Origin of the sequence: Microlunatus soli (genome assembly GCF_900105385.1) — a bacterium.
GTDB lineage: Bacteria > Actinomycetota > Actinomycetes > Propionibacteriales > Propionibacteriaceae > Microlunatus > Microlunatus soli.
On the sequence record NZ_LT629772.1, the window covers coordinates 4,654,592 to 4,673,937 of the forward strand.

Sequence of the window (19,346 nt, forward strand, 5' to 3'; positions counted from 1 at the left end):
GGGTGCTGAACAATGTGCCCGTCGCGAGCGGTGCGATGTGCGTGCAGCGGCACGGCGCGCGCCTGAGGGCGTGCGTCAGCACGTTGAAGGAGCGCAACGCCGCCGATGTGCGTGCAGCGCACCGGGCCAGCAGGGCAGATTGTTCAGCAGTCTCCTAAGGTTGCGGCTTGTGAGTTGGTGGGAGATCGTGGTGATCGCGCTGGCCGGGCTGTGGGCGGGGACGATCAATACGGTGGTCGGTTCCGGCACCCTGGTCACGTTCCCGGTACTGGTCGCGCTGGGCTACCCGCCGGTCACCGCCACCACCTCGAACGCGATCGGCCTGATCACCGGCACCGTCACCGGCGCCTGGGGCTACCGGCACGAGCTGACCGGCCAGCGCAACCGGCTGATCCGCTACAGCATCGCTTCCTTCATCGGCGCCATCGGTGGCACGATCCTGCTGCTGTCACTGCCTCCCGACGCCTTCGAGGCCATCGTCCCGGTCCTGGTAGGGCTGGCCGTGCTGCTGGTCGCGGTGCAACCGTTCCTCACCCGCTGGGTCCGCCGACGCCGAGAGTCCGGAGAGGTGCCCGTCGGACCCGATGCCGGGACCCGGCACGCGCCACTGCTGTACTTCCTGATCTTCCTGATCGGCATCTACGGCGGCTACTTCACCGCCGCCCAGGGGATCATGCTGGTCGGTGTGATGGGCTTGATGTTGTCCGAGCCGTTGCAACGGCTGAACGGCTTCAAGAACGTGTTGAGCGCTGTGGTCAATCTGGTGGCCGGGACGATCTACGCCTTCGTCGCCCCGATCAGCTGGCCGGTGGTCGGCATCCTGGCCGTCACCTCGACGATCGGTGGTCTGATCGGCGCCAAGATCGGCCGCAAGCTGCCGCCGACCGTACTACGGGTGATCATCGTGATCATCGGCCTGGCCGCCATCGTCCGGCTCCTCACCCAGTAACCCTGCCGTTCCCGCGCACTTTCGCCGTCCCCGCGCATGCTGTACCGCGCGCTGGCACTGCCACGGTGCGCGGGAACGGGGGCTGGTGCGGGTTACCGTGTGCTGCATGCGGCTCGCTCTCAATCTCGGATACATGGTCGGATCGGATGATCCTCAAGATCAACTTCGGCTGACCCGGCATGCCGAGGACCTCGGCTTCGACTCGGTCTGGACCGCCGAGGCCTACGGCTCGGACACGCCGACCGTGCTGGCCTGGCTCGCCGGGCAGACGACGACGATCGGACTCGGCGCTGCGGTGATGCAGATCCCGGCCCGGACCCCGGCGATGGCCGCGATGACCGCCGCCAGCCTGGACCGGCTGTCCGGCGGCCGCTTCCGGCTGGGTCTCGGTGTCTCCGGTCCGCAGGTCTCCGAGGGTTGGCACGGCGTCCGGTTCGCTGCGCCGTTGGGCCGGACCAGGGAATACCTGGAGGTCCTCGAGTTGGCCCTGGACCGCAGAACCGTCGCCCATCAGGGCAAGCACTTCCCGCTGCCGTTGCCGGACGGACCGGGCAAGCCGTTGAAGCTGATGATCAAGCCGGTCAGTGAACGGATCCCGCGCTATCTCGCCGCCGTCGGCCCGAAGAACCTCGAGCTCTGCGGCGAGCTCACCGACGGCTGGCTCGGCATCTTCTACGCGCCCGACTTCGCCGCCGAGCAGCTCCGGCACATCGAGGCCGGTCGGGCCAAGATCAACAAGACCCTGGACGACTTCGACGTGATGGCCACCGTGCCGCTGGTGATCGGCGACGACGCCGCAGCGGCCGCCAACCCGATCAGGCCGTACGCCGCGCTCTACATCGGCGGCATGGGCAGCCGGGAACAGAACTTCTACAACCGGCTCGCCGTCCGGATGGGATACGAGGCCGAGGCCGCCGAGATCCAGGACCTCTATCTGGGCGGACGGCAACGCGACGCGATGGCCGCGGTGCCGCAGCAGTTCATCGACGACACCTCGCTGGTCGGTGACACCGGCCGGCTCGCCGAACGCCTCCAGGCCTTCGCCGCTTCCGGTCTGACCACCTGTGCGGTCAGCCCATACGGGACGGTCGAGACCAAACTCGCCGCGCTCACTACCATCGCCACCGCCTACGAACGCTCCGGCGTCGCCTGAGCCCGTCGATGGATCGGTTGTCTTCGCGATCTTGGTGCGGGGGTGCCGTTCGGTACGGCTGAGGGGGCGCCCGCCCTCGCAGCCTCACCCCTGCTCGCAAGCCCGCAGGGCTGAGTTGCAAACGCCCGACCCACCCAGCGCCCCTCAGCCGCACCGAACGGCAGTCTGTGCCACGGCTTGCGTTGCTCGCCGGTGCCGATCGAACGTGACCGACGTCCACGAGCCGGTCGAAGGGAACGCTCCCGACCGAGGTCCCTGAGCATGTCGAAGGGCGCGCAACCTGGCCGGGGCGCTGAGTCTGCCGAGGTGCGCAAGGCCCGGCTCGATCGACGACCCTGAAGGGGCTCGCGAATCTGCTGTAGGGCGCGGTCTGCGACGCATCGCACCCGCGGGTGATCTACGCGCTGCCGAACGGATCCAGCACGCCGGTGAGCAGCAGCGCGGCGACCACCAGGGCCAGGCCGATCCGGTAGATCACGAACGGCCAGAAACTGTGGGTGCTGACGAACTTCAGCATCCAGGCGATCATGATGAAACCGACCACGAAGGCGACGACGCCGGCCAGGATGGTCGGACCCCAGGAGACCTGGGTGGCCGCCGAGCCGGTGAGCGCCTCGTACAACTGGTAGATGCCGGCGCCCATCACGGCGGGAATGGCCAGCAGGAAGGAGTAGCGGGTCGCGGCCTCACGGGTGTAGCCCATCGCCAGACCGGCGGTGATCGTTCCGCCGGACCGTGAGACGCCCGGGATCAGCGCCAACGACTGCGCCAGACCGTAGAGGATGCCGTGCTTCCAGGTCAGGTCCTCGAGTTTGCGCTGCTGCCTGCTCAGGCTGTCGATCACCCCGATCACCAGACCGAAGCCGGCCAGCATCGCCACGGTGATCCACAGATTGCGGAAGGTGCTGTCGATCCAGTTCTGCAGCAGTAGGCCGAGCAGCACGATCGGGACCGAGCCGATGATCACCAGCCAACCCATCCTGGCGTCGGGGTCGCTGCGGTCGATCTTGCCGATCAGCGCCAGGAACCAGGCCTTGATGATCCGGCCGATGTCCTTGCGGAAGTAGACGATCACCGCGGTTTCGGTGCCGATCTGGATGATCGCGGTGAATGCGGCGCCGGGGTCGGCATCGCCGAACAACTGACCGATGATCGAAATGTGCGCGCTGGAGGAGATCGGGAGGAATTCGGTGAGTCCCTGCACGATGCCGAGAACCAATGCCTCGAACCAACCCATCTGCTACCCACCTTCGCACCACGTACGCCGTCCATCGGCGCTCGCCATCTTGTCCTGTCGGAGCCGTTCGCCCCAAGCTGGCGCACCGATCCGGTGCCGGATGACGTGGAATTCGGCCCGCAGTACGACGCCGGTACGACCGTGCTCGGACCACTGAACCGACCGCCGGACCGACCGACGAGCGGACCGAGCGGAGGATCGGCGAACGGTGTCGGATACAAAGGAGTGGTGTCGATCCACGCCGAGCACCCGTTCCTGACCCCCGAACCCGACCGCGACCCGATCCGCCGTGCACGCGGTCGACTGAACGCGCCGGTGACGATCTGGGCCAGTGGATCGGAACGGGACCGTGCCGGGTTGACCGTCTCCTCGATGATCATCGCCGAAGGCGACCCCGGCGAGGTGATCGGCCTGGTGAATCCCGAATCGAGTCTGGGGGAGTCGATCGCCGACGCCGGCACAGTGGCGATCAGCGTGCTGGGCGGCCAGCATCGTCAGATCGCCGACGTCTTCGCCGGCGTGACCCCATCACCCGGTGGCAAATTCCGCACCGGACGATGGGGGCAGACCGAATGGGGCCCGGTGGCCGAGGGCGCACCCGCCTGGATCGGGGCCAGGCTGCTGGACGGCGAACCCGAACGGGCCGGTTGGGCACTGCTGGTCCGGGCCCGGATCGAGAAGGTGGTGCTGGCCGACCTCACCGAGGCCGACCAGGCGCTGGGCTACCTGCGTGGCAGGTATCAGTTCCCGTCCTGGTGAACCTGTTCACCGGGGCGGACCAGGTCGAGCGGATCCGCGCCCGTCAACTCCCGATAGACCGAGCGGGGGTCCTCGGCGAGCGCGGCCTTGGCCTGTCGGCTCGAGTCATCGGCCAGCACCTCGAGTTCGTCGTGCTCGACGCCGTCCAGGGCAGCTGACACCACATCGGCCGGGTCGTTCATCGGGATGTCCCAGCCGAAACCGCGCATCATGTCGGTGTCGGTCGCACCCAGGTGCAGGCCGGTGACCAGAGTTCCCTGTTCGGCCAACTCCAGCCGGATGCTGTTGGTCAGCGCCCATTCGGCTGCCTTGGCGACGTGGTAGGCGTTGTTGCCTGCGATCGCCCGCCAGGAGACCACCGACAGCAGGTTGACGATCGCGCCGCCGCCGTTGCGGGCCAAGGCGGGCGCGAACGCCTTGACCATCGACAGGGTGCCGAACAGATGGGTGTCGATCTCGGCCCGCAGCGCGTCCGGATCGCCGGTGACGACGTTCTGTGCCGTGGCGATCCCGGCGTTGTTGATCAGCAGATCGACGTCACCGGCGACTGCGGCTGCGGCCGCCACGCTGTCCGGATCGGTGATGTCGAGCCGCAGCACCTCGACCCCCGACATGTCGACCGACTCGGGTCTGCGGGCGGTCGCATAGACCTTGGTGGCGCCGCGTTCGAGCAGCTCCTCGGCGAACACGCGGCCGAGGCCGCGGTTGGCTCCGGTCACCAGTGCAGTGGATCCAGCGATCTTCATGGGGGTGCCTCCAAGGCCTGAGCTGAATAGGTGAAACCAAGTTAGGTCACCTGAATCCGGTTTTCCAACTCAGGGGCATACTTGAGACATGGCACACACCGGATCACCCAGGGTCGAGGCTGCGAGCAGGAGCTGTTCGCTGTCGGCCGGCCTTGCCGTGCTGGGTGACAAGTGGGCCCTGCTGCTGCTCCGGGAGGCGCTCGCCGGCGCGACGAAGTTCTCCGATTTCCGCGACGCGCTCGGAATCGCCCCCGACGTCCTGACCTCCCGATTGACCCGACTGGTCGACGCCGGTCTGATGACCAGGGAGTCCTACCGGGAGCCCGGGCAACGTGCCCGTGATCGCTACCGGCTGACCGATGCCGGGAGCGACTCGCTGGTCGCCCTGATCGCTCTGAAGCAGTGGGCCGACGTCAACGTGCAGCACGGCGACGACCCGTACGTCGAATTCCGCAGCGACGAGGGCAGGCCGGTGACGGTCCGGTTCACCGACGACCGCGGGCGCACGCTGCGTCCCGACCAGGTGCACGCCGAACACACACCGACCCGGCGAGCCGCAGCCGATGCGGGCGCTGACGTACAGTCCCCATCGTGACCACGGTGCTGCTCCTCCGGCACGGCCGGACCCAAGCCAACCTGACCGGCGTGCTCGCCGGTCGGACACCCGGCGTCGAGTTGGACGATGTCGGGATCGGTCAGGCGGCCGCTTCGGCGGAGCGGATCGCGCCGTTGCCGATCGCGTCCGTCGTCTCCTCACCGCTGCGCCGCTGCCGGCAGACGGCCAAGGCCGTCGTCGATGCCCGCGCCGAGCGGCTGCCGGTGATTGCCGAAGCCGGTCTGATCGAGTGCGGGTACGGCAGCTGGACGGGCCGCAAACTGCGGGAGCTGGCCAAGGAGGACCTGTGGCGGACGGTGCAGCAGCAGCCGTCGGCGGTCCGCTTCCCCGACGGCGAGGCGATGACGGAGATGTCGGCCCGAGCCACCGCGACGATCCGGACCTGGGACGCCAAGATCGCCGCCGAGCACGGCGACGATGCGATCTGGGTCGCCGTCTCGCACGGCGACGTCATCAAGGCGATCCTGGCCGACGCGCTGGGCATGCATCTGGACAGCTTCCAGCGGATCATGGTCGATCCGGCCTCGATCTCGGTGATCCACTACGCCGCGTCCCGGCCGTTCGTGCTGCGGATGAACACCGTCGGTCAGGATCTGGCATCGCTGATGCCCAAACCGGCCCCCAAGAAGCCAGGCCGGAAGTCGGCGAAGAAGAAGTCTGCCCGGCAGCCCGCGGCGCGGCCGAGCGACGCCGCTGTCGGCGGCGGAATGGGCGCCGACGACCTGGCTTGACCGGCCGGGCATAGGCTAGATCCCATGGCGATTCTTGTGCACCGCTACGACTCGCCCGACAGGTTCGTCGCCGGGACGGTCGGGCAGCCGGGGGAGCGGACGTTCTTCCTGCAGGCCCGCGAGGGCAACCGGATCACCAGTGTGGTGGTGGAGAAGCAGCAGGTCTCCGTCCTCGCCGAGCATCTGGAACGGGTGCTGGACGAGGTACTGCGCCGCAGTAGCGGGCAGGCCGAAGTGCCGCCACCGGTCCAGCAGGCCGCGGACATCTCACCGCTGGACGCGCCGATCACCGAGGAGTTCCGGGTCGGCACGATGACGATCGCCTGGGACCCGGGGGAGAACAAGCTGGTGATCGAGCTGTTCTCCAACGTCGACCAGCCGGAGGCCGAGGAGGGCGGCCCGGCAGAGCCGGTGTCCCCGGAGGTCGACGACGAGGTCGATGCCGACGAGATGATCGTGGTCCAGATCAGCCCGGCATACGCGCGCGACTTCATCGCCCGTGCCCAGGCACTGGTCGACGCCGGCCGGCCCGCCTGCCCGTTCTGTCTGCAGCCCATCGACGCCGATGGCCATATCTGCCCCAGGGCCAATGGTTATCGCCGACCGCTCTTCTGAAGCCGTCCCGGATCCTCCGGTTGCATCATCCCGTCTTGATCATCCGGCGTTGATCAGTGAGCCCGGCGACGGCGAGATGGAGATCATCGGACGACTCCGTCAGGCGTCCAACCAGACCTTCCTGGCCCGGATCACCGGTGACGACGGCCATCAACTCCAGGGCGTCTACAAACCGATCAAGGGCGAACGTCCGTTGTGGGACTTTCCCGAGCACACGTTGGGATTCCGCGAGGTGGCCGCCTACCGGGTGTCTCGGCTGGGCGGCTTCGACGTCGTCCCGGTGACCACCCTTGTCGACGGGCCGTTCGGGGTCGGCTCGATGCAGGTCTGGGTGGACTCCGCCCAGGACGAGGTCGACCGGGTGGTCGACCTGGTGCCCATCGATCAGGTGCCGGCGACGGGCTGGTTCCCGATCGTCGAGGGGTACGCCGCCGACGACAGCCCGATCGCGGTGATCCATGCCGATGATCAGCGGCTGCGGACGATGGCCGTCTTCGATGCGCTGGTCAACAACGCCGATCGCAAGGGCGGTCACATCCTGGCCAGCCAGGGCCGGGTGTTCGGTGTTGATCATGGGATCTGCTTCCACACCGAGAACAAGCTGCGCACCCTGCTCTGGGGATGGTCCGGGGAGACCTTGTCCGACACCGAACGGGCGATGATCACCACCGTGCTGGACGGAGCGGCCGATGAGGTCGGTGACCTGCTCGACACCGACGAGATCGACGCCCTGCTGGAACGTGGCTACGAATTGCTGACCACCGGACGGATGCCGTATCCGCACGGTGATTGGCACACCATCCCGTGGCCGCCCTTCTGATCGTGGCCACCCTTCTGGCCGATTCCCACTGATCCAGCCCGTTCGGATGGTGGCCCCGTTCGGATCGGGCCCGACGACAGGTCGGTAGGGTGGCGGGTATGCAGGCCTGGAAAGCCCCGTCCCTTCCGTCCGTGCCGGCCGGAGCCTCCGGCCCGAGCGAGGTGTCGATCTTCGACACCGCGGCGCAGGCGATCATCGATCTCGGACCCAAGCACGGGACCGCTCGGATGTACGTCTGCGGGATCACCCCGTACGACGCCACCCACATGGGGCACGCCAACACCTACGTCACCTTCGACCTGCTGAACCGGGTCTGGCGGGACAACGGCCTGGACGTCCGGTACGTGCAGAACATCACCGACGTCGACGACCCGCTGCTGGAACGCGCCGACGCCACCGGCGAGGACTGGCGGTCCCTTGCCGAGCGGGAGATCCAGCTCTTCCGGGACGACATGGAAGCCCTGAACGTGATCCCGCCCGACCGCTACCAGGGTGCGGTGGAGTCGATCGGCCTGGTCAACGATCTGATCGAGGAACTGCAACAGCGCGGCGCGATCTATGCCGTCGACGATCCGGAATATCCCGATCTGTACTTCCGGGTCGGTCGGGACGCCGATTTCGGTGAGGTCGGTCATCTGGTGGAGGCCGAAGCGCTGAAACTGTCGGCCGAGCGCGGCGGCGACCCCGACCGGCCGGGCAAGGAACAGCCGCTGGACTGCCTGGTGTGGCGCCGGGCTCGGCCCGGAGAACCGTCCTGGGACAGCCCGTTCGGTGCCGGTCGTCCGGGTTGGCACATCGAGTGCACCGCGATCGCGTTGGAGTTCCTGGGCACCGAGTTCGACGTCCAGGGCGGCGGGAGTGACCTGATCTTCCCCCATCACGAGATGTGCGCCGCCGGCGCCCGGGTGGCCACCGAGAAGCCCTTCGCGCGGTCCTACGTGCATGCCGGCATGGTCGGTCTGGACGGGGAGAAGATGTCCAAGTCGCTGGGCAATCTGGTGCTGGTCTCCAAACTCCGCGAGGACGGCGTCGATCCGATGGCGATCCGGTTGGCGCTGCTGGCCAACAACTACCGGACCGACTGGTCCTGGACCGACGAACTGCTGGCCTCGGCACAGCACCGGTTGGCCGGCTGGCGGCAGGCGGTCGGTCAGGACGCCGGGCTGCCGGCCCAGGAGATGATCGGCCAGCTCCGGGCCGCGCTGAACAACGATCTCGACGCCCCGACCGCATTGGCCGCCGTCGACGCCTGGGTCGGGGCCAGCGCCGCCGCGGACGGCACCGACTCCGACGCCCCGCACCAGGTCGCCGAAGCCGTCGATGCACTCCTCGGCATCCGGCTCTGACAACTTCGCCGACTCTGACAACTTCGGGGAATAGTGGCCGCCGATCGGCGGTTCGGTAGGGTGTAGTGAGTGGTTCCGGGGTCGGTGAAAGTCCGAGCCGGCGGTGACAGTCCGCGACCCGATGACGATCAGCAGGTCGGATTCGGTTGATGTGGTGAAACTCCACGACCGACGGTGAAAGTCCGGATGGGAGGAACCGCGGGTCTGCCGACGTGTGCGCCGTCCTCGGTCGCCGCGGGGGCGACTCCATACCCCGGGTCCGCTGGTGGATCCGGAATATGGAGGAAGCAGAAACGTGGACGTCTCCGAATTGCTGGCACGGCTGGTGAACGCCAAGATCGACATCGGCCCCGGCATCCTGTGGCGGGAGATCATCGGCAACGGCTTCGGTGTCGCCAGCGCCCTGCTCGGGATGGCTCGCCGGGTGTCCGCCTGGCCGATCGGCATCGTCGGCAACATCATCCTCTTCACCGTTTTCCTGGGCGCGACCTTCCACACCCCGCAGGACCTCAACCTGTGGGGTCAGGCCGGACGGCAGATCTTCTTCCTGATCGTCAGCGTCTACGGCTGGGTGAAGTGGTATCGCTTCCGCCGCGCCAACCAGGGGGCGAATGCCGGGGCAGCGGTGCAGCCACGCTGGGCCAACCGGAACGAGCGGCTGCAACTGCTCGGCGGCGCGGTCGTGCTCTGGGTGGTCTTCTACTTCGTGCTGCGGGCGCTGAATTCGTGGGGCCCCGCCAGCGACGCCTGGATCCTCACCGGATCGGTGCTCGCCACGTACGGGATGGCCCGCGGCTGGACCGAGTTCTGGCTGATCTGGATCGCCGTCGACGCCGTCGGTGTCCCGCTGTTGTTCGCCGCCCAGCTGTACCCGTCGGCGATCATGTACATCATCTACGCCGCGGTGGTCGTGGTCGGCTTCGTCTCCTGGTGGCGGATCCAACGTGATCGGGGCGCCGAGCCGCCGCGGCCGGATGGACAGGTTGGGGAAGGCCGGACGGCCGGCACTACGCTGTCGGCGTGACCTCGACCGATCCCGGCTCCACCAAGACGTTCGACGACCTGTTCGCTGAGCTGGCCGAGAAGGCACGGCTGCGTGAGCCCGGTTCCGGCACGGTCGCGCGATTGGACGCCGGCGTGCACGAGATCGGCAAGAAGGTCGTCGAGGAGGCCGCCGAGGTGTGGATGGCCGCCGAGCACGAGGACAAGGACCGGGCGGCCGAGGAGATCAGCCAGTTGCTCTACCACCTGCAGGTGATGATGCTGGCGCTGGACCTGGAGCCGACCGACGTGTATCGACATCTGTGATCCGAGAAGACCCCGTCGTCCCGCCCACGCACCGACTTGCCCGTGTGAGGATCTGTACCGATGCCAACCGAACGCACACCCTTGCGGATCGCCGTGCCCAACAAGGGCGCGCTGTCCGAGGGCGCCGCCGCCATCCTCCGGGAGGCCGGCTACACCCAGCGCTCCGAGACCAAGCAACTGGTCCACCTCGACGGTGAGACCGCCATCGAGTTCTATTACCTGCGTCCGAAGGACATCGCGACCTACGTCGGCGAGGGGACCGTCGACGTCGGGATCACCGGCCGCGACATGCTGATCGAGTCCGGCGCAGCCGCCGATGAGGTGCTCGGTCTGGGCTTCGCCCGGAGCCGCTTCCGATTCGCCGGTCCGACCGGCAGCGACCTGACCGAGGACAAGTTGGACGGCGCCCGACTGGCGACCTCGTATCCGCGACTGGTCGAACAGCACCTCGCGCAGCGCGGTGTCTCTCCGCGGCTGATCCACTTGGACGGTGCGGTCGAGATCGCCATCCGGCTCGGCATCGCCGACGTGATCGCCGACGTGGTGGAGACCGGTACCACCCTGCGGCAGGCCGGACTGGAGATGTTCGGTGACCCGATCCTGCAGTCCGAGGCGATCTTGATCAAGCCGGCCGACCGAGCCGAGATGCCGGACGGCTTCGAGACGCTGGTCCGCCGGCTGAACGGAGTGCTGATCGCCCGCACCTACGTGATGATGGACTACGACGTCGACCAAGATCATCTCGACGCGGCAAGTGCGATCACTCCCGGCTTCGAGTCGCCCACCATCGCCCCGTTGTCCCGGGAGGGTTGGTTCGCCGTCCGCGCCATGGTCGAGCGCAGGAAGGCTCAGCAGATCATGGACGACCTGTGGCAGGTCGGGGCCCGTGCGATCCTGGTCACCGACATCGCGGCCAGCCGGTTGTAAGGGTCCTGAGCTTGTCGAAGGACCATGAACCGACCGACACCGACGGATCGGGGCAGCTGACCTTTCACCCTCGCCGGTTGCGGATCGTCGGCGCGATCTTCGCCGGTGCGCTGGTGATCGTGGTGATCATCGGCTGGATCGCCCTCCCGCCTCACCTGAAGGCGCTGTTCACACCGTTCCAATTGATCACGCTGTTGGGGGTGCTGGTGGTGATCGTCGGCATGATCACCGGTCTGGCATTGAGCACCGTACGAGCGGATCGGCAGGGTGTCTGGCTGCGCAACGGTCTCAGCGTGCGCCGCTTCGACTGGTCGGAGGTCCATCGGGTCGTCTATCGCGACGGCGATCCGTGGCCGACCCTGCAGGTCGGTGATCCGGATGACCCGCGTCGGCAGATGCTGCTGGGGATCCAGCGCAGTGACGGAGCCCGCGCCGGTCGGGCCGTCGCCGAGCTTCGTCGCCTGATGTCCGCCGGCCGGGCCCACTGAAGGCTCTCGGTCGACGGGGCCGTCGGACTATTCGATCCCGCGGGACTTCAGCAGGGCCTCGATCTCGTCCATCTCCGGATCGGACTCCGGCTGCTGCTTGCCCGACTTGGCGGCGCCGGCCGCCTTCGGTGCTCCGACCGCCGGCTTGGCGCCGGCCGCTCCGCCCTTCACCGGCTTCTCCTTCGGCTTCGGATCGGCGCCGAACCTGTTCACCAACAGCCCGATCACGAACAACACCACGCACAGCCCGATCAGACTGACGCCGATCCACAGGCTCGGGGAGATCACCAGCCGGAACGCCCAGCGCACGATGTCGACCACGGCATCCCAGAGCACCCGCAGGAAGCCGGTCAGATAGAGACCGAACGGGATGATGACCAGTGCTGCGGCCTGCAGCACCCGGCCCTTGCGACCACGCCGCCAGGCGAGGCCCGCGAGAATCACACCGATCAGGGCAATGGCGACACAGATCGGGAGCAGGACGGCATCGGCTTGGGGCATACCTCAAGGTTGCCACGCCGCCGGGGTCGCTGCCGATCGGTGACCACCCCCACCGAGCCCTCAAAACATCGAACGGCACTACGCTGAACCGGTCATGACTCACCAACGTTCCCTCGCCGATACCCCGTTCCCCGGCGACGACGGGCAGGCCGATGCCACCGCCCGCGCCAGACTCGCCGCGACCGTGTCGGGGGAGTTGCCGGACTACCTGCGGGCCGTCGCCGAGCTGTGCACGGTACGGCTGTTGGTCCCGGTCGTCGCCACCACGACCGTCGAGGGCGTGACCACTGCCGGGCTGAGCAGTGACAAAGAGGCCGAGATGGCCGTCGTCCTGCTGCAGGCCGGCGACGGCTCCCGGGCCATGGTGGCCTTCACCGGCAACGACTCGCTGACCGTCTGGAACGCCGAGGCCCGCCCGGTGCCGGTCACCCTCGACCTGGCCGCCGCCTCGGCACTGCAGGAGGGCGCGACAGCCCTGCTGATCGACGTCAACGGGCCGCATCCGTTGGCCATCGACGGCGAGATCCTGCAGCAGCTGGCCGCCGGCCATCGGCTGGTCGACACCGGCAACGACGAATTCGGTTGGGCCGTGCCCGCTCAGGACTCCCGACCGGAGTAGGGCCGGATCAGCTCGACCTCGGGATTGAGCTCGACACCGAAGCCGGGGGTCTCCGGCAACCGCAGCCGGCCGTTCACCGGCACCGGTTCGCCGACCAGCAGCGGGGTGAACATCGGCACCACCTCGTCGGCCTCGGGCGCCATCATGATGAACTCCGAGAACGGGCTGTTGGTCCGGGTGATCACGAAGTGATAGCTGTAGACACTCGATCCGTGCGGCACCACCAGCGCGCCGTGCGCATCGGCCAATGCGGAGATCTTGATCAGCTCGGTGATCCCGCCGCACCAGCCGACATCGGGCTGCAGGATGTCCGCGCAGCCCATCTCCAGCAGCATCCGGAACCCGTATCGGGTCGCCTCGTGCTCACCGGTGGACACCAGCAGGCCGCGCGGGACGGCGCGTCGAAGATCGCGATAACCCCAGTAGTCGTCCGGGGGCAGCGCCTCCTCCAACCACTTCAGGCCGTACCGATGAGCGCCGTCGGCCAGCCGGGTGGCGTAGTCCAGATCCAGCGACATCCAGCAGTCCCACATCAGCCAGAAGTCGTCTCCGACCTTCTCCCGCATCGCCGCCAGCTCCGCCAGATTGGCCCGCAACCCTTCCGCACCCTCGGACGGCCCGTGGTGCAGCGGCATCTTGCCGCCGACGAAGCCGAGCTGCTGAGCAAGATCAGGACGGGCACCGGTGGCATACATGATCAACTCGTCGCGGACCGGCCCGCCGAGCAGCGCGTACACCGGTTCCTGCCGGAGCCGCCCGAGTAGATCCCACAGGGCGAGGTCGATCGCGCTGATCACGTTCAACACCAGGCCCTTGCGGCCGTAGAACAACGTGGAGGCGTACATCTGGTCCCAGATCTTCTCGATCTCGGTGACCGGCCTGCCCTCCAGAAAGCGCGACAGGTGACGCTCCACGATCCAGGCGCCGGGCTCGCCGGCGGTGGTCACACCGAAGCCGACGGTGCCGTCGTCGGCCTCGATCTGCACCACCAGGGTGCCGAGCACGTTCAAACCGAAACTGCGGCGGCTGTCGGCATATCCGGGATAGCGTGCCATCGGCGTCGAGATGTGATCATCGATCCAGTGGTAGCCCTGTTGATCATGGTAGTCAGCGCCGCCGCCGGAACCGACCGTGTACGCCCGGACCTGGGCGATCCTCGCCGTCGTCGCTCGCGCCGTCATGATCGGACCGCCGACGAGGTCGGTGCACCACCGGGAAACACCAGGATCTTGCTGGCGGCGCTGGCCCCGCGAGCAAGATCATCAAAGCTCTGCGGAGCGTCCTCCCAGCCGACCCGGCCGTCGATCAGGGCATCCAGACCGGCGGGCCGGCTGCCCACCCAGGCGGCCGTCGCGGCGAACTCCTCGGCGGTGTAGGTGAAGGAGCCGAACAGCGTCCGTTCCTCGGTGCTGACCGCGTACGCCGAGAGCTCCAGCTGCGGCGACCCCATCCCGACCAACACGATCCGGGCGCCGAGCCCGGCGACGGTGAGTGCGTCGGCGACCGTCGCCGAGACCCCGACCGCATCGAGCACGAGATTCGGGCGACCGCCCAGTGCGTTCTCGACGGCGTCGGTCAGTTCACCAGCCGCGGGGTCGATCGTCTCGGAACCCAGCCGCGCACAGATCGCGCGTCGGGTGTCCTTCGGATCCGACACCGCAACCCGCGAGGCGCCGAGCCGGTGCGCGGCCAGCACACAGGCCTGGCCGATCGGGCCACCGCCGATCACCAGCACCCGGTCCTGCGGTCCGCAGCCGCCGCGACGGGCAGCGTGGTAGCCGACCGCGAGTGGTTCGACCAGCGCACCGAGCTCGGGAGGCAGGTCGGCGGGCAGGGTGATCACGTTGGACGCCCTGATCACGAAGCGTTCGGCGAAGGCGGCCGAGATCTCCGGCGTGACGCCGAACAACGACCGATTCGGGCACCAGGCCTGCTGGCCGGCGCGGCAGGCATCGCAATCGCCGCAGTTCAGCACCGGATTGACCGTCACCAGCTCGCCGATCTGATGATCATCGACAGCGGCGCCGAGGGCGACGATCCGGCCGACGGTCTCATGCCCCATCACCTGACCGGGATGCCGCCGGCCGTTCTCCCCGGAGTAGCCGTGGAAGTCCGATCCGCAGATCCCGGTCGCGATCACCTCCACCAGCACCTCGCCGGCGGCGGGCTCGGGCTCGGGACGGTCCTGCAGGGAGATGTCGTAGTCACCGTTCAGGACGAGTGCCTTCATCGGGTGCCGGCCTTCATCGGGTTCCTCTCGTCAGCGGGAGCGCGGGACCATCGTCTCAGCCGCCCCGGTCTCGATGTCGTTGGCCTTCGGGAAGAAGGTGGTCAGTGCCAGCAGTGCTGCCGCGGCCACCGCCCCCAATGCCAGGGCGTTCAGGCCGGCGTTGCCGCCGACGCTGTCGTCGAAGGAACTCCGCATGATCGGCGCCAGGAACCCTCCGAGGTTACCCAACGAGTTGATCAAGCCGATCCCGGCGGCTGCGGCGTACCCGGTCAGATACTCCGTCGGCAGCGTCCAGAAGATCGGCTGCACCGCGACGAATCCGATCGCTGCCAGGGCCAGGCCGGCGATTGCCAACACCGGCGTGCCGCTGAGCAGGCCGGAGAGGAAGATTCCTACCGCGGTGACCAGCAGCAGCACCGTCCCGATGGTGCGATGGCGCCGCGTCCGGTCGGCCAGACCGGGGAAGAAGGCGACCGAGGCCAGCCCGAAGACCCACGGGATCGCGGTCACCAGGGCCGCCGCGAAGCCGAGTTCCTGCCCGGTGATCTTGGTCACCTGGGTGGGCAGGAAGAAGGTCATCCCGTAGACCGCGATCTGGATACAGAAGTAGAGCGCGGCGAAATACCAGATCCGCCAGTTGGCCAACGCCAGCAGCACCTTCTGCGGCCCCTCGCCCGCGGCCTTGGTGTTGTCCTCCTGCTCGACCGTGTCGGCCAACGCGGTGCGCTCGTCGTCGGGCAGCCAGGTCGCGTTCCGCGGCCGGTCGGTGAGGAAGAAGTAGGACCAGACTCCGACCGCGATGGCCAGCACACCCTCGACCAGGAACATCCATTGGATACCGCGCAGGTTGGCCACGCCGTTCAGTTCCAGCAGCCCACCGGACAGCGGATTGCCGATCATCCCGGCCAGCGCGATGCCCATGTAGAAGTAGCCACGCGCTCGACTCAGATGTCGGGCCGGCACCCAATAGGTCAGGTAGAGGATCACGCCGGGGAAGAAGCCGGCCTCGGTGATCCCGAGCAGCAACCGCAGGATGTAGAAGCTGACCGGCCCCTGGACGAAGACGAAGAGGCTGGACACGATGCCCCAGCTGACCATGATCCGGGCCAGCCACCAGCGGGCACCGACCCGGTGCAGCAGCAGGTTGCTGGGGATCTCGAAGATCGCGTAGCCGACGAAGAAGAGGCCGGCACCGAGCGCGTACGCCGCCGCACTGATCCCGAAGTCGACCTCGAACTCTTCCTGCGCGAAGGACACGTTGCTGCGGTCCAGGAACGCGATCACGTACATCAGCAACAGGAAGGGGACCAGGCGTTTGAACACCTTCTTGGTCGCGCGTTCGCTGAGCTCGAACCGATCGGACATCGTCGTCTCCTCGTCGGTGCGGATCTGACAGGAGCAGATATCGTATAGGAAACAGTCTTCCGGTGCCGGTTGCGCCGCCGCCGGTCGTCTCGGACGGTCAGGCCTGGCCGCATCCCGCGCGGAATAGGTTCACCGCCGTTTGATGTTAGACTTTGTGCGACCGATTCGGTGATCCGTCATCGAGTCCGCCAAGCGGAGACCCGATCTCCCACCCGTACGACGCCTCAGCGGCAGTTGTCGGGTCGGTCACGAACGCCTCACTCGGCGCGTCCGAGTGGATCCGGTAGAGCCGGTGTGGTCGTTCGTACCATCCAGGGTCTTCGCCGTCGGCGAGGGCCCTTCGTCATGTTCGGCACTCGCCGCGGACCCGGGACGGTCGACGGAAGCGGTCTGCACCGCACGAACCGAAACATCAGCTCAACACTCTGGAGGAGCAATCAGCACCGAACCGCGAATCAACGAACGAATTCGCATTCCCGAAGTTCGCCTGGTGGGACCCGCCGGCGAGCAGGTCGGGATCGTCCGGATCGAAGACGCCCTGCGGCTTGCCCGCGAGGCCGAACTCGATCTGGTCGAGGTCGCGCCGATGGCGCGCCCGCCCGTCGCCAAGCTCATGGACTACGGCAAGTTCAAGTACGAGAACGCCCAGAAGGCCCGTGAGTCCCGACGGAACCAGACCAACACCGTCATCAAGGAGATGAAGCTGCGTCCGAAGATCGACGCACACGACTACGAGACCAAGAAGGGTCACGTGGTCCGCTTCCTCAAGGAGGGCGACAAGGTCAAGATCACCATCATGTTCCGGGGGCGCGAGCAGTCCAGACCGGAGCTGGGGTACAACCTGTTGCAGCGGTTGGCCACCGACGTGGAGGAGTGGGGCTTCATCGAGTCCTCTCCCAAGCAGGACGGTCGCAACATGCTGATGGTGCTCGGCCCGCACAAGAACCGGTCCGCGTTGAAGCAGGCGGGCACGTCCGCCGCCAACGCCAACGGTGACGGGGCGGAGCTGGCCGAGGAGGATCGGGTCAAGCCGACCACCAGGAAGAAGGACGCGCTGGCCGCGTTCGATCCGGATCAGATCTGAGCCGACACGGTTCACGAAGCGCCGCGGAGTTGAGTCCGCCGCCGGCGCAGGTGCACGGTTGCGCCCCGAACAGCGAGGTCGGGGGCGTGGCCGGACTCACGCAGGACCAACGAAGTGAAGTAACGAAGTCTGCCCCCGGCCGGGGGGTGGACGTCGACGAGGTAAGGAGCGGCATCGCCATGCCGAAGATGAAGACGCACTCCGGTGCGAAGAAGCGCTTCCGGACGACGGGCTCGGGCAAGATCGTGCACCGCAAGGCGGGCAAGACCCACCTGAACGAGCACAAGCCAAGCAAGCGACTGCGCCGCGTCGACGGTATCGACACCCTTGAGGGCGGCGACGCCAAGAAGATCAAGAAGCTGCTCCGCAAGTAGGGCGTGCCAGGGGTCCTGAGCTGGTCGAAGGACCTTGAACCTCCCGCAACACCCAGAACGAATCAAGGAGATTTCTCATGGCACGCGTCAAGCGTTCCGTCAACGCGCAGAAGAAGCGTCGCGAGGTCCTCGAGCAGGCCTCCGGCTACCGGGGTCAGCGCTCCCGGCTGTACCGCAAGGCCAAGGAACAGCTCGCACACTCCTTCACCTACTCCTACCGCGACCGTCGTGCGCGCAAGGGCGAGTTCCGCAAGCTGTGGATCCAGCGGATCAACGCCGCCGTCCGCGCCGAGGGCATGACCTACAACCGGTTCATCGCCGGCCTGCGCACCGCCGGTGTCGAGGTCGACCGCAAGATCCTCGCTGATCTCGCCGTCACCGACTCCGCCGCGTTCGCCGCTCTGGTGAAGGTCGCCAAGGAGAACAGCAACACCGCAGCCGCGGCCTGATCGCCACCCGATCCGACCCGCCGTTGAGCAACCACGAGCCGACCGCGCTGCCACCCGCCGGACTACCACCGGCCAGTCAGGGGCAGCTGCGGTCGGCTCGTCGCTTGCTCCGCCGCAAGGAACGCCTTGCTCGTGGTCGATTCCTCGCCGAAGGACCGCAGGCCGTACGGGAGGCGCTGGCCGCCGGTGCGGCCGAATTGATCTTGTGCACCGACCGAGCCGCCGGTCGGCATCCGGATCTGGTCGACGGTCGGATCGATCCGTCGGCGCCGGGAGTCGGCGTCTCCGAAGCCGACCTCGGCTCACTCACCGATTCGTCAACGCCACAAGGGATCATCGCGGTCTGTCGGACCGTTGATGTCGACCTGGTCGATGCCGTGCCTGCCGAGGCCCGCCTGATCGTCTGCTGCTCCGAGATCCGCGACCCGGGCAATGCCGGCACCGTGATCCGCTGTGCCGACGCCGCCGGTGCAGACGCGGTGATCCTGTCCCGCGCCTCGGTCGATCTCTACAACCCCAAGACCGTACGCGCCAGCACCGGCAGCATCTTCCATCTGCCGATCGTCGTCGACGTCGACCTGGAGCAGGTGCTCCAGCAATGCCGTACGGCCGGGATGCAGATCCTCGCCGCTGCCGGCGGTGGTGACGCCGACCTCGATCAACTGGTTCGCGCCGGCGAGCTGGCCGCGCCGACGGTCTGGCTGATGGGCAACGAAGCCCACGGGCTGGATCAAGATCATCTTGCGCTGGCCGATCGTGCGGTCGCCGTCCCGATCTACGGCCGGGCCGAGAGCCTCAACCTCAGCACGGCCGCCGCCGTCTGCCTGTACGCCTCCGCCTTCGCCCAACGAACCTGACAACTCCCGCCTGACAGCCTCGCGCCCTGGGTGACCGTTCGTGATTCCACTCGATGGACCGGAACCGGAATTCTGGACACTCGTCCGTGTTTCGGTGGCGGATCGCGATCTCGGCTCCGATTTCTGGACAGTCGTCCATGTTTCGGGCCGGGATGCTGGGCTCGGGCCCGGG

Annotated in this window: 23 protein-coding genes and 1 riboswitch; of the genes, 17 read left to right on the plus strand and 6 right to left on the minus strand. The window is 67.5% G+C overall.

Annotated features, from left to right (window positions below; genetic code table 11):
* Positions 1–169 precede the first annotated feature (169 nt).
* The gene (locus BLU38_RS21220) at positions 170–949 is read left to right on the plus strand and encodes a sulfite exporter TauE/SafE family protein (protein WP_091527400.1); all 780 of its coding nucleotides are present in this window, start codon (positions 170–172) and stop codon (positions 947–949) included.
* A gap of 106 nt (positions 950–1,055) precedes the next feature.
* The gene (locus BLU38_RS21225; protein WP_091527401.1) at positions 1,056–2,102 is read left to right on the plus strand and encodes an LLM class F420-dependent oxidoreductase; all 1,047 of its coding nucleotides are present in this window, start codon (positions 1,056–1,058) and stop codon (positions 2,100–2,102) included.
* 397 nt (positions 2,103–2,499) lie between these two features.
* On the opposite strand, the gene BLU38_RS21230 is transcribed toward BLU38_RS21225, so the two are convergent.
* The gene (locus tag BLU38_RS21230; RefSeq protein WP_091527402.1) at positions 2,500–3,339 is read right to left on the minus strand and encodes an undecaprenyl-diphosphate phosphatase; all 840 of its coding nucleotides are present in this window, start codon (positions 3,337–3,339) and stop codon (positions 2,500–2,502) included.
* Between the two features lie 228 nt (positions 3,340–3,567).
* Here BLU38_RS21230 and BLU38_RS21235 point away from each other — a divergent pair, with 228 nt between their 5' ends.
* Positions 3,568–4,098 (plus strand): flavin reductase family protein, encoded by a 531-nt coding sequence (locus BLU38_RS21235; protein ID WP_091532905.1) that lies wholly within the window; start codon positions 3,568–3,570, stop codon positions 4,096–4,098.
* Here BLU38_RS21235 and BLU38_RS21240 read toward each other — a convergent pair.
* Positions 4,080–4,844 (minus strand): SDR family oxidoreductase, encoded by a 765-nt coding sequence (locus tag BLU38_RS21240; RefSeq protein ID WP_091527403.1) that lies wholly within the window; start codon positions 4,842–4,844, stop codon positions 4,080–4,082. The two genes, BLU38_RS21235 and BLU38_RS21240, sit on opposite strands and share 19 nt — an antisense overlap.
* Before the next feature lie 88 nt (positions 4,845–4,932).
* Here BLU38_RS21240 and BLU38_RS21245 point away from each other — a divergent pair, with 88 nt between their 5' ends.
* From BLU38_RS21245 to BLU38_RS21285, 9 genes are all read left to right on the plus strand, one after another.
* Positions 4,933–5,439, plus strand: coding sequence for a winged helix-turn-helix transcriptional regulator (locus BLU38_RS21245; RefSeq protein ID WP_091527404.1), 507 nt, complete (start codon positions 4,933–4,935; stop codon positions 5,437–5,439).
* The gene (locus BLU38_RS21250) at positions 5,436–6,191 is read left to right on the plus strand and encodes a histidine phosphatase family protein (protein WP_091527405.1); all 756 of its coding nucleotides are present in this window, start codon (positions 5,436–5,438) and stop codon (positions 6,189–6,191) included. The genes BLU38_RS21245 and BLU38_RS21250 overlap by 4 nt, the downstream gene beginning before the upstream one ends.
* A gap of 24 nt (positions 6,192–6,215) precedes the next feature.
* Complete coding sequence (locus BLU38_RS21255; RefSeq protein ID WP_091527406.1) at positions 6,216–6,806, plus strand: DUF3090 domain-containing protein; 591 nt, start codon at positions 6,216–6,218, stop codon at positions 6,804–6,806.
* A gap of 49 nt (positions 6,807–6,855) precedes the next feature.
* Positions 6,856–7,626 carry an SCO1664 family protein gene (locus BLU38_RS21260; RefSeq protein WP_231919968.1) on the plus strand — a complete coding sequence of 257 codons (771 nt, stop codon included), beginning with the start codon at positions 6,856–6,858 and terminating at the stop codon, positions 7,624–7,626.
* Between the two features lie 98 nt (positions 7,627–7,724).
* On the plus strand, positions 7,725–8,972 hold the full coding sequence (mshC, locus tag BLU38_RS21265) for a cysteine--1-D-myo-inosityl 2-amino-2-deoxy-alpha-D-glucopyranoside ligase (protein ID WP_091527407.1): 1,248 nt from the start codon (positions 7,725–7,727) through the stop codon (positions 8,970–8,972).
* A 67-nt stretch (positions 8,973–9,039) separates the two neighbouring features.
* Positions 9,040–9,174: riboswitch (FMN riboswitch) on the plus strand.
* Positions 9,175–9,267: 93 nt separating this feature from the next.
* Complete coding sequence (pnuC, locus tag BLU38_RS21270; RefSeq protein WP_091527408.1) at positions 9,268–9,996, plus strand: nicotinamide riboside transporter PnuC; 729 nt, start codon at positions 9,268–9,270, stop codon at positions 9,994–9,996.
* A complete protein-coding gene (locus BLU38_RS21275) occupies positions 9,993–10,280 on the plus strand; it encodes a phosphoribosyl-ATP diphosphatase (RefSeq protein WP_091527409.1) in 288 nt (95 codons plus the stop codon). The genes pnuC and BLU38_RS21275 overlap by 4 nt, the downstream gene beginning before the upstream one ends.
* Before the next feature lie 60 nt (positions 10,281–10,340).
* Positions 10,341–11,207 carry an ATP phosphoribosyltransferase gene (gene hisG / locus BLU38_RS21280; protein WP_091527410.1) on the plus strand — a complete coding sequence of 289 codons (867 nt, stop codon included), beginning with the start codon at positions 10,341–10,343 and terminating at the stop codon, positions 11,205–11,207.
* Positions 11,208–11,218: 11 nt separating this feature from the next.
* Positions 11,219–11,695 carry a PH domain-containing protein gene (locus tag BLU38_RS21285; protein ID WP_091527411.1) on the plus strand — a complete coding sequence of 159 codons (477 nt, stop codon included), beginning with the start codon at positions 11,219–11,221 and terminating at the stop codon, positions 11,693–11,695.
* Positions 11,696–11,722: 27 nt separating this feature from the next.
* Here the strand turns inward: BLU38_RS21285 and BLU38_RS21290 are convergent, their stop codons facing one another.
* Complete coding sequence (locus BLU38_RS21290) at positions 11,723–12,196, minus strand: hypothetical protein (RefSeq protein WP_091527412.1); 474 nt, start codon at positions 12,194–12,196, stop codon at positions 11,723–11,725.
* Positions 12,197–12,290: 94 nt separating this feature from the next.
* On the opposite strand from BLU38_RS21290, the gene BLU38_RS21295 reads away from it, so the two are divergent.
* A complete protein-coding gene (locus BLU38_RS21295; RefSeq protein WP_091527413.1) occupies positions 12,291–12,815 on the plus strand; it encodes an SseB family protein in 525 nt (174 codons plus the stop codon).
* On the opposite strand, the gene rhmD is transcribed toward BLU38_RS21295, so the two are convergent.
* Genes rhmD through BLU38_RS21310 form a run of 3 tightly spaced genes read right to left on the minus strand, consistent with a single transcriptional unit; the run spans position 12,794 to position 16,410 of the window.
* A complete protein-coding gene (rhmD, locus tag BLU38_RS21300; RefSeq protein WP_091527414.1) occupies positions 12,794–13,996 on the minus strand; it encodes an L-rhamnonate dehydratase in 1,203 nt (400 codons plus the stop codon). The two genes, BLU38_RS21295 and rhmD, sit on opposite strands and share 22 nt — an antisense overlap.
* Positions 13,993–15,045, minus strand: a complete 1,053-nt coding sequence (locus tag BLU38_RS21305) for a zinc-dependent alcohol dehydrogenase (protein WP_091527415.1) — start codon at positions 15,043–15,045, stop codon at positions 13,993–13,995. The genes rhmD and BLU38_RS21305 overlap by 4 nt, the downstream gene beginning before the upstream one ends.
* A 30-nt stretch (positions 15,046–15,075) precedes the next feature.
* Positions 15,076–16,410 carry an MFS transporter gene (locus tag BLU38_RS21310; protein WP_091527416.1) on the minus strand — a complete coding sequence of 445 codons (1,335 nt, stop codon included), beginning with the start codon at positions 16,408–16,410 and terminating at the stop codon, positions 15,076–15,078.
* 487 nt (positions 16,411–16,897) lie between these two features.
* On the opposite strand from BLU38_RS21310, the gene infC reads away from it, so the two are divergent.
* The 4 genes from infC (at position 16,898) to BLU38_RS21330 (ending at position 19,174) form a co-directional block, all read left to right on the plus strand.
* Complete coding sequence (infC, locus tag BLU38_RS21315) at positions 16,898–17,494, plus strand: translation initiation factor IF-3 (protein WP_231920426.1); 597 nt, start codon at positions 16,898–16,900, stop codon at positions 17,492–17,494.
* Positions 17,495–17,673: 179 nt separating this feature from the next.
* Positions 17,674–17,868 carry a 50S ribosomal protein L35 gene (rpmI, locus tag BLU38_RS21320; protein ID WP_091527417.1) on the plus strand — a complete coding sequence of 65 codons (195 nt, stop codon included), beginning with the start codon at positions 17,674–17,676 and terminating at the stop codon, positions 17,866–17,868.
* A 77-nt stretch (positions 17,869–17,945) separates the two neighbouring features.
* Positions 17,946–18,317, plus strand: a complete 372-nt coding sequence (gene rplT, locus BLU38_RS21325; RefSeq protein ID WP_091527418.1) for a 50S ribosomal protein L20 — start codon at positions 17,946–17,948, stop codon at positions 18,315–18,317.
* Between the two features lie 23 nt (positions 18,318–18,340).
* Complete coding sequence (locus tag BLU38_RS21330; protein WP_231919969.1) at positions 18,341–19,174, plus strand: TrmH family RNA methyltransferase; 834 nt, start codon at positions 18,341–18,343, stop codon at positions 19,172–19,174.
* Positions 19,175–19,346: the final 172 nt, after the last annotated feature.

What these genes read in the sequence shown, in the direction of transcription:
- BLU38_RS21225 (WP_091527401.1), top strand. Translation starts at nt 1,056, where the DNA reads ATGCGGCTCGCTCTCAATCTCGGATACATGGTCGGATCGGATGATCCT.
- BLU38_RS21230 (WP_091527402.1), bottom strand. Translation starts at nt 3,339, where the DNA reads ATGGGTTGGTTCGAGGCATTGGTTCTCGGCATCGTGCAGGGACTCACC.
- BLU38_RS21240 (WP_091527403.1), bottom strand. Translation starts at nt 4,844, where the DNA reads ATGAAGATCGCTGGATCCACTGCACTGGTGACCGGAGCCAACCGCGGC.
- BLU38_RS21245 (WP_091527404.1), top strand. Translation starts at nt 4,933, where the DNA reads ATGGCACACACCGGATCACCCAGGGTCGAGGCTGCGAGCAGGAGCTGT.
- BLU38_RS21255 (WP_091527406.1), top strand. Translation starts at nt 6,216, where the DNA reads ATGGCGATTCTTGTGCACCGCTACGACTCGCCCGACAGGTTCGTCGCC.
- mshC (WP_091527407.1), top strand. Translation starts at nt 7,725, where the DNA reads ATGCAGGCCTGGAAAGCCCCGTCCCTTCCGTCCGTGCCGGCCGGAGCC.
- hisG (WP_091527410.1), top strand. Translation starts at nt 10,341, where the DNA reads ATGCCAACCGAACGCACACCCTTGCGGATCGCCGTGCCCAACAAGGGC.
- BLU38_RS21290 (WP_091527412.1), bottom strand. Translation starts at nt 12,196, where the DNA reads ATGCCCCAAGCCGATGCCGTCCTGCTCCCGATCTGTGTCGCCATTGCC.
- BLU38_RS21295 (WP_091527413.1), top strand. Translation starts at nt 12,291, where the DNA reads ATGACTCACCAACGTTCCCTCGCCGATACCCCGTTCCCCGGCGACGAC.
- rhmD (WP_091527414.1), bottom strand. Translation starts at nt 13,996, where the DNA reads ATGACGGCGCGAGCGACGACGGCGAGGATCGCCCAGGTCCGGGCGTAC.
- BLU38_RS21305 (WP_091527415.1), bottom strand. Translation starts at nt 15,045, where the DNA reads ATGAAGGCACTCGTCCTGAACGGTGACTACGACATCTCCCTGCAGGAC.
- BLU38_RS21310 (WP_091527416.1), bottom strand. Translation starts at nt 16,410, where the DNA reads ATGTCCGATCGGTTCGAGCTCAGCGAACGCGCGACCAAGAAGGTGTTC.
- rpmI (WP_091527417.1), top strand. Translation starts at nt 17,674, where the DNA reads ATGCCGAAGATGAAGACGCACTCCGGTGCGAAGAAGCGCTTCCGGACG.
- rplT (WP_091527418.1), top strand. Translation starts at nt 17,946, where the DNA reads ATGGCACGCGTCAAGCGTTCCGTCAACGCGCAGAAGAAGCGTCGCGAG.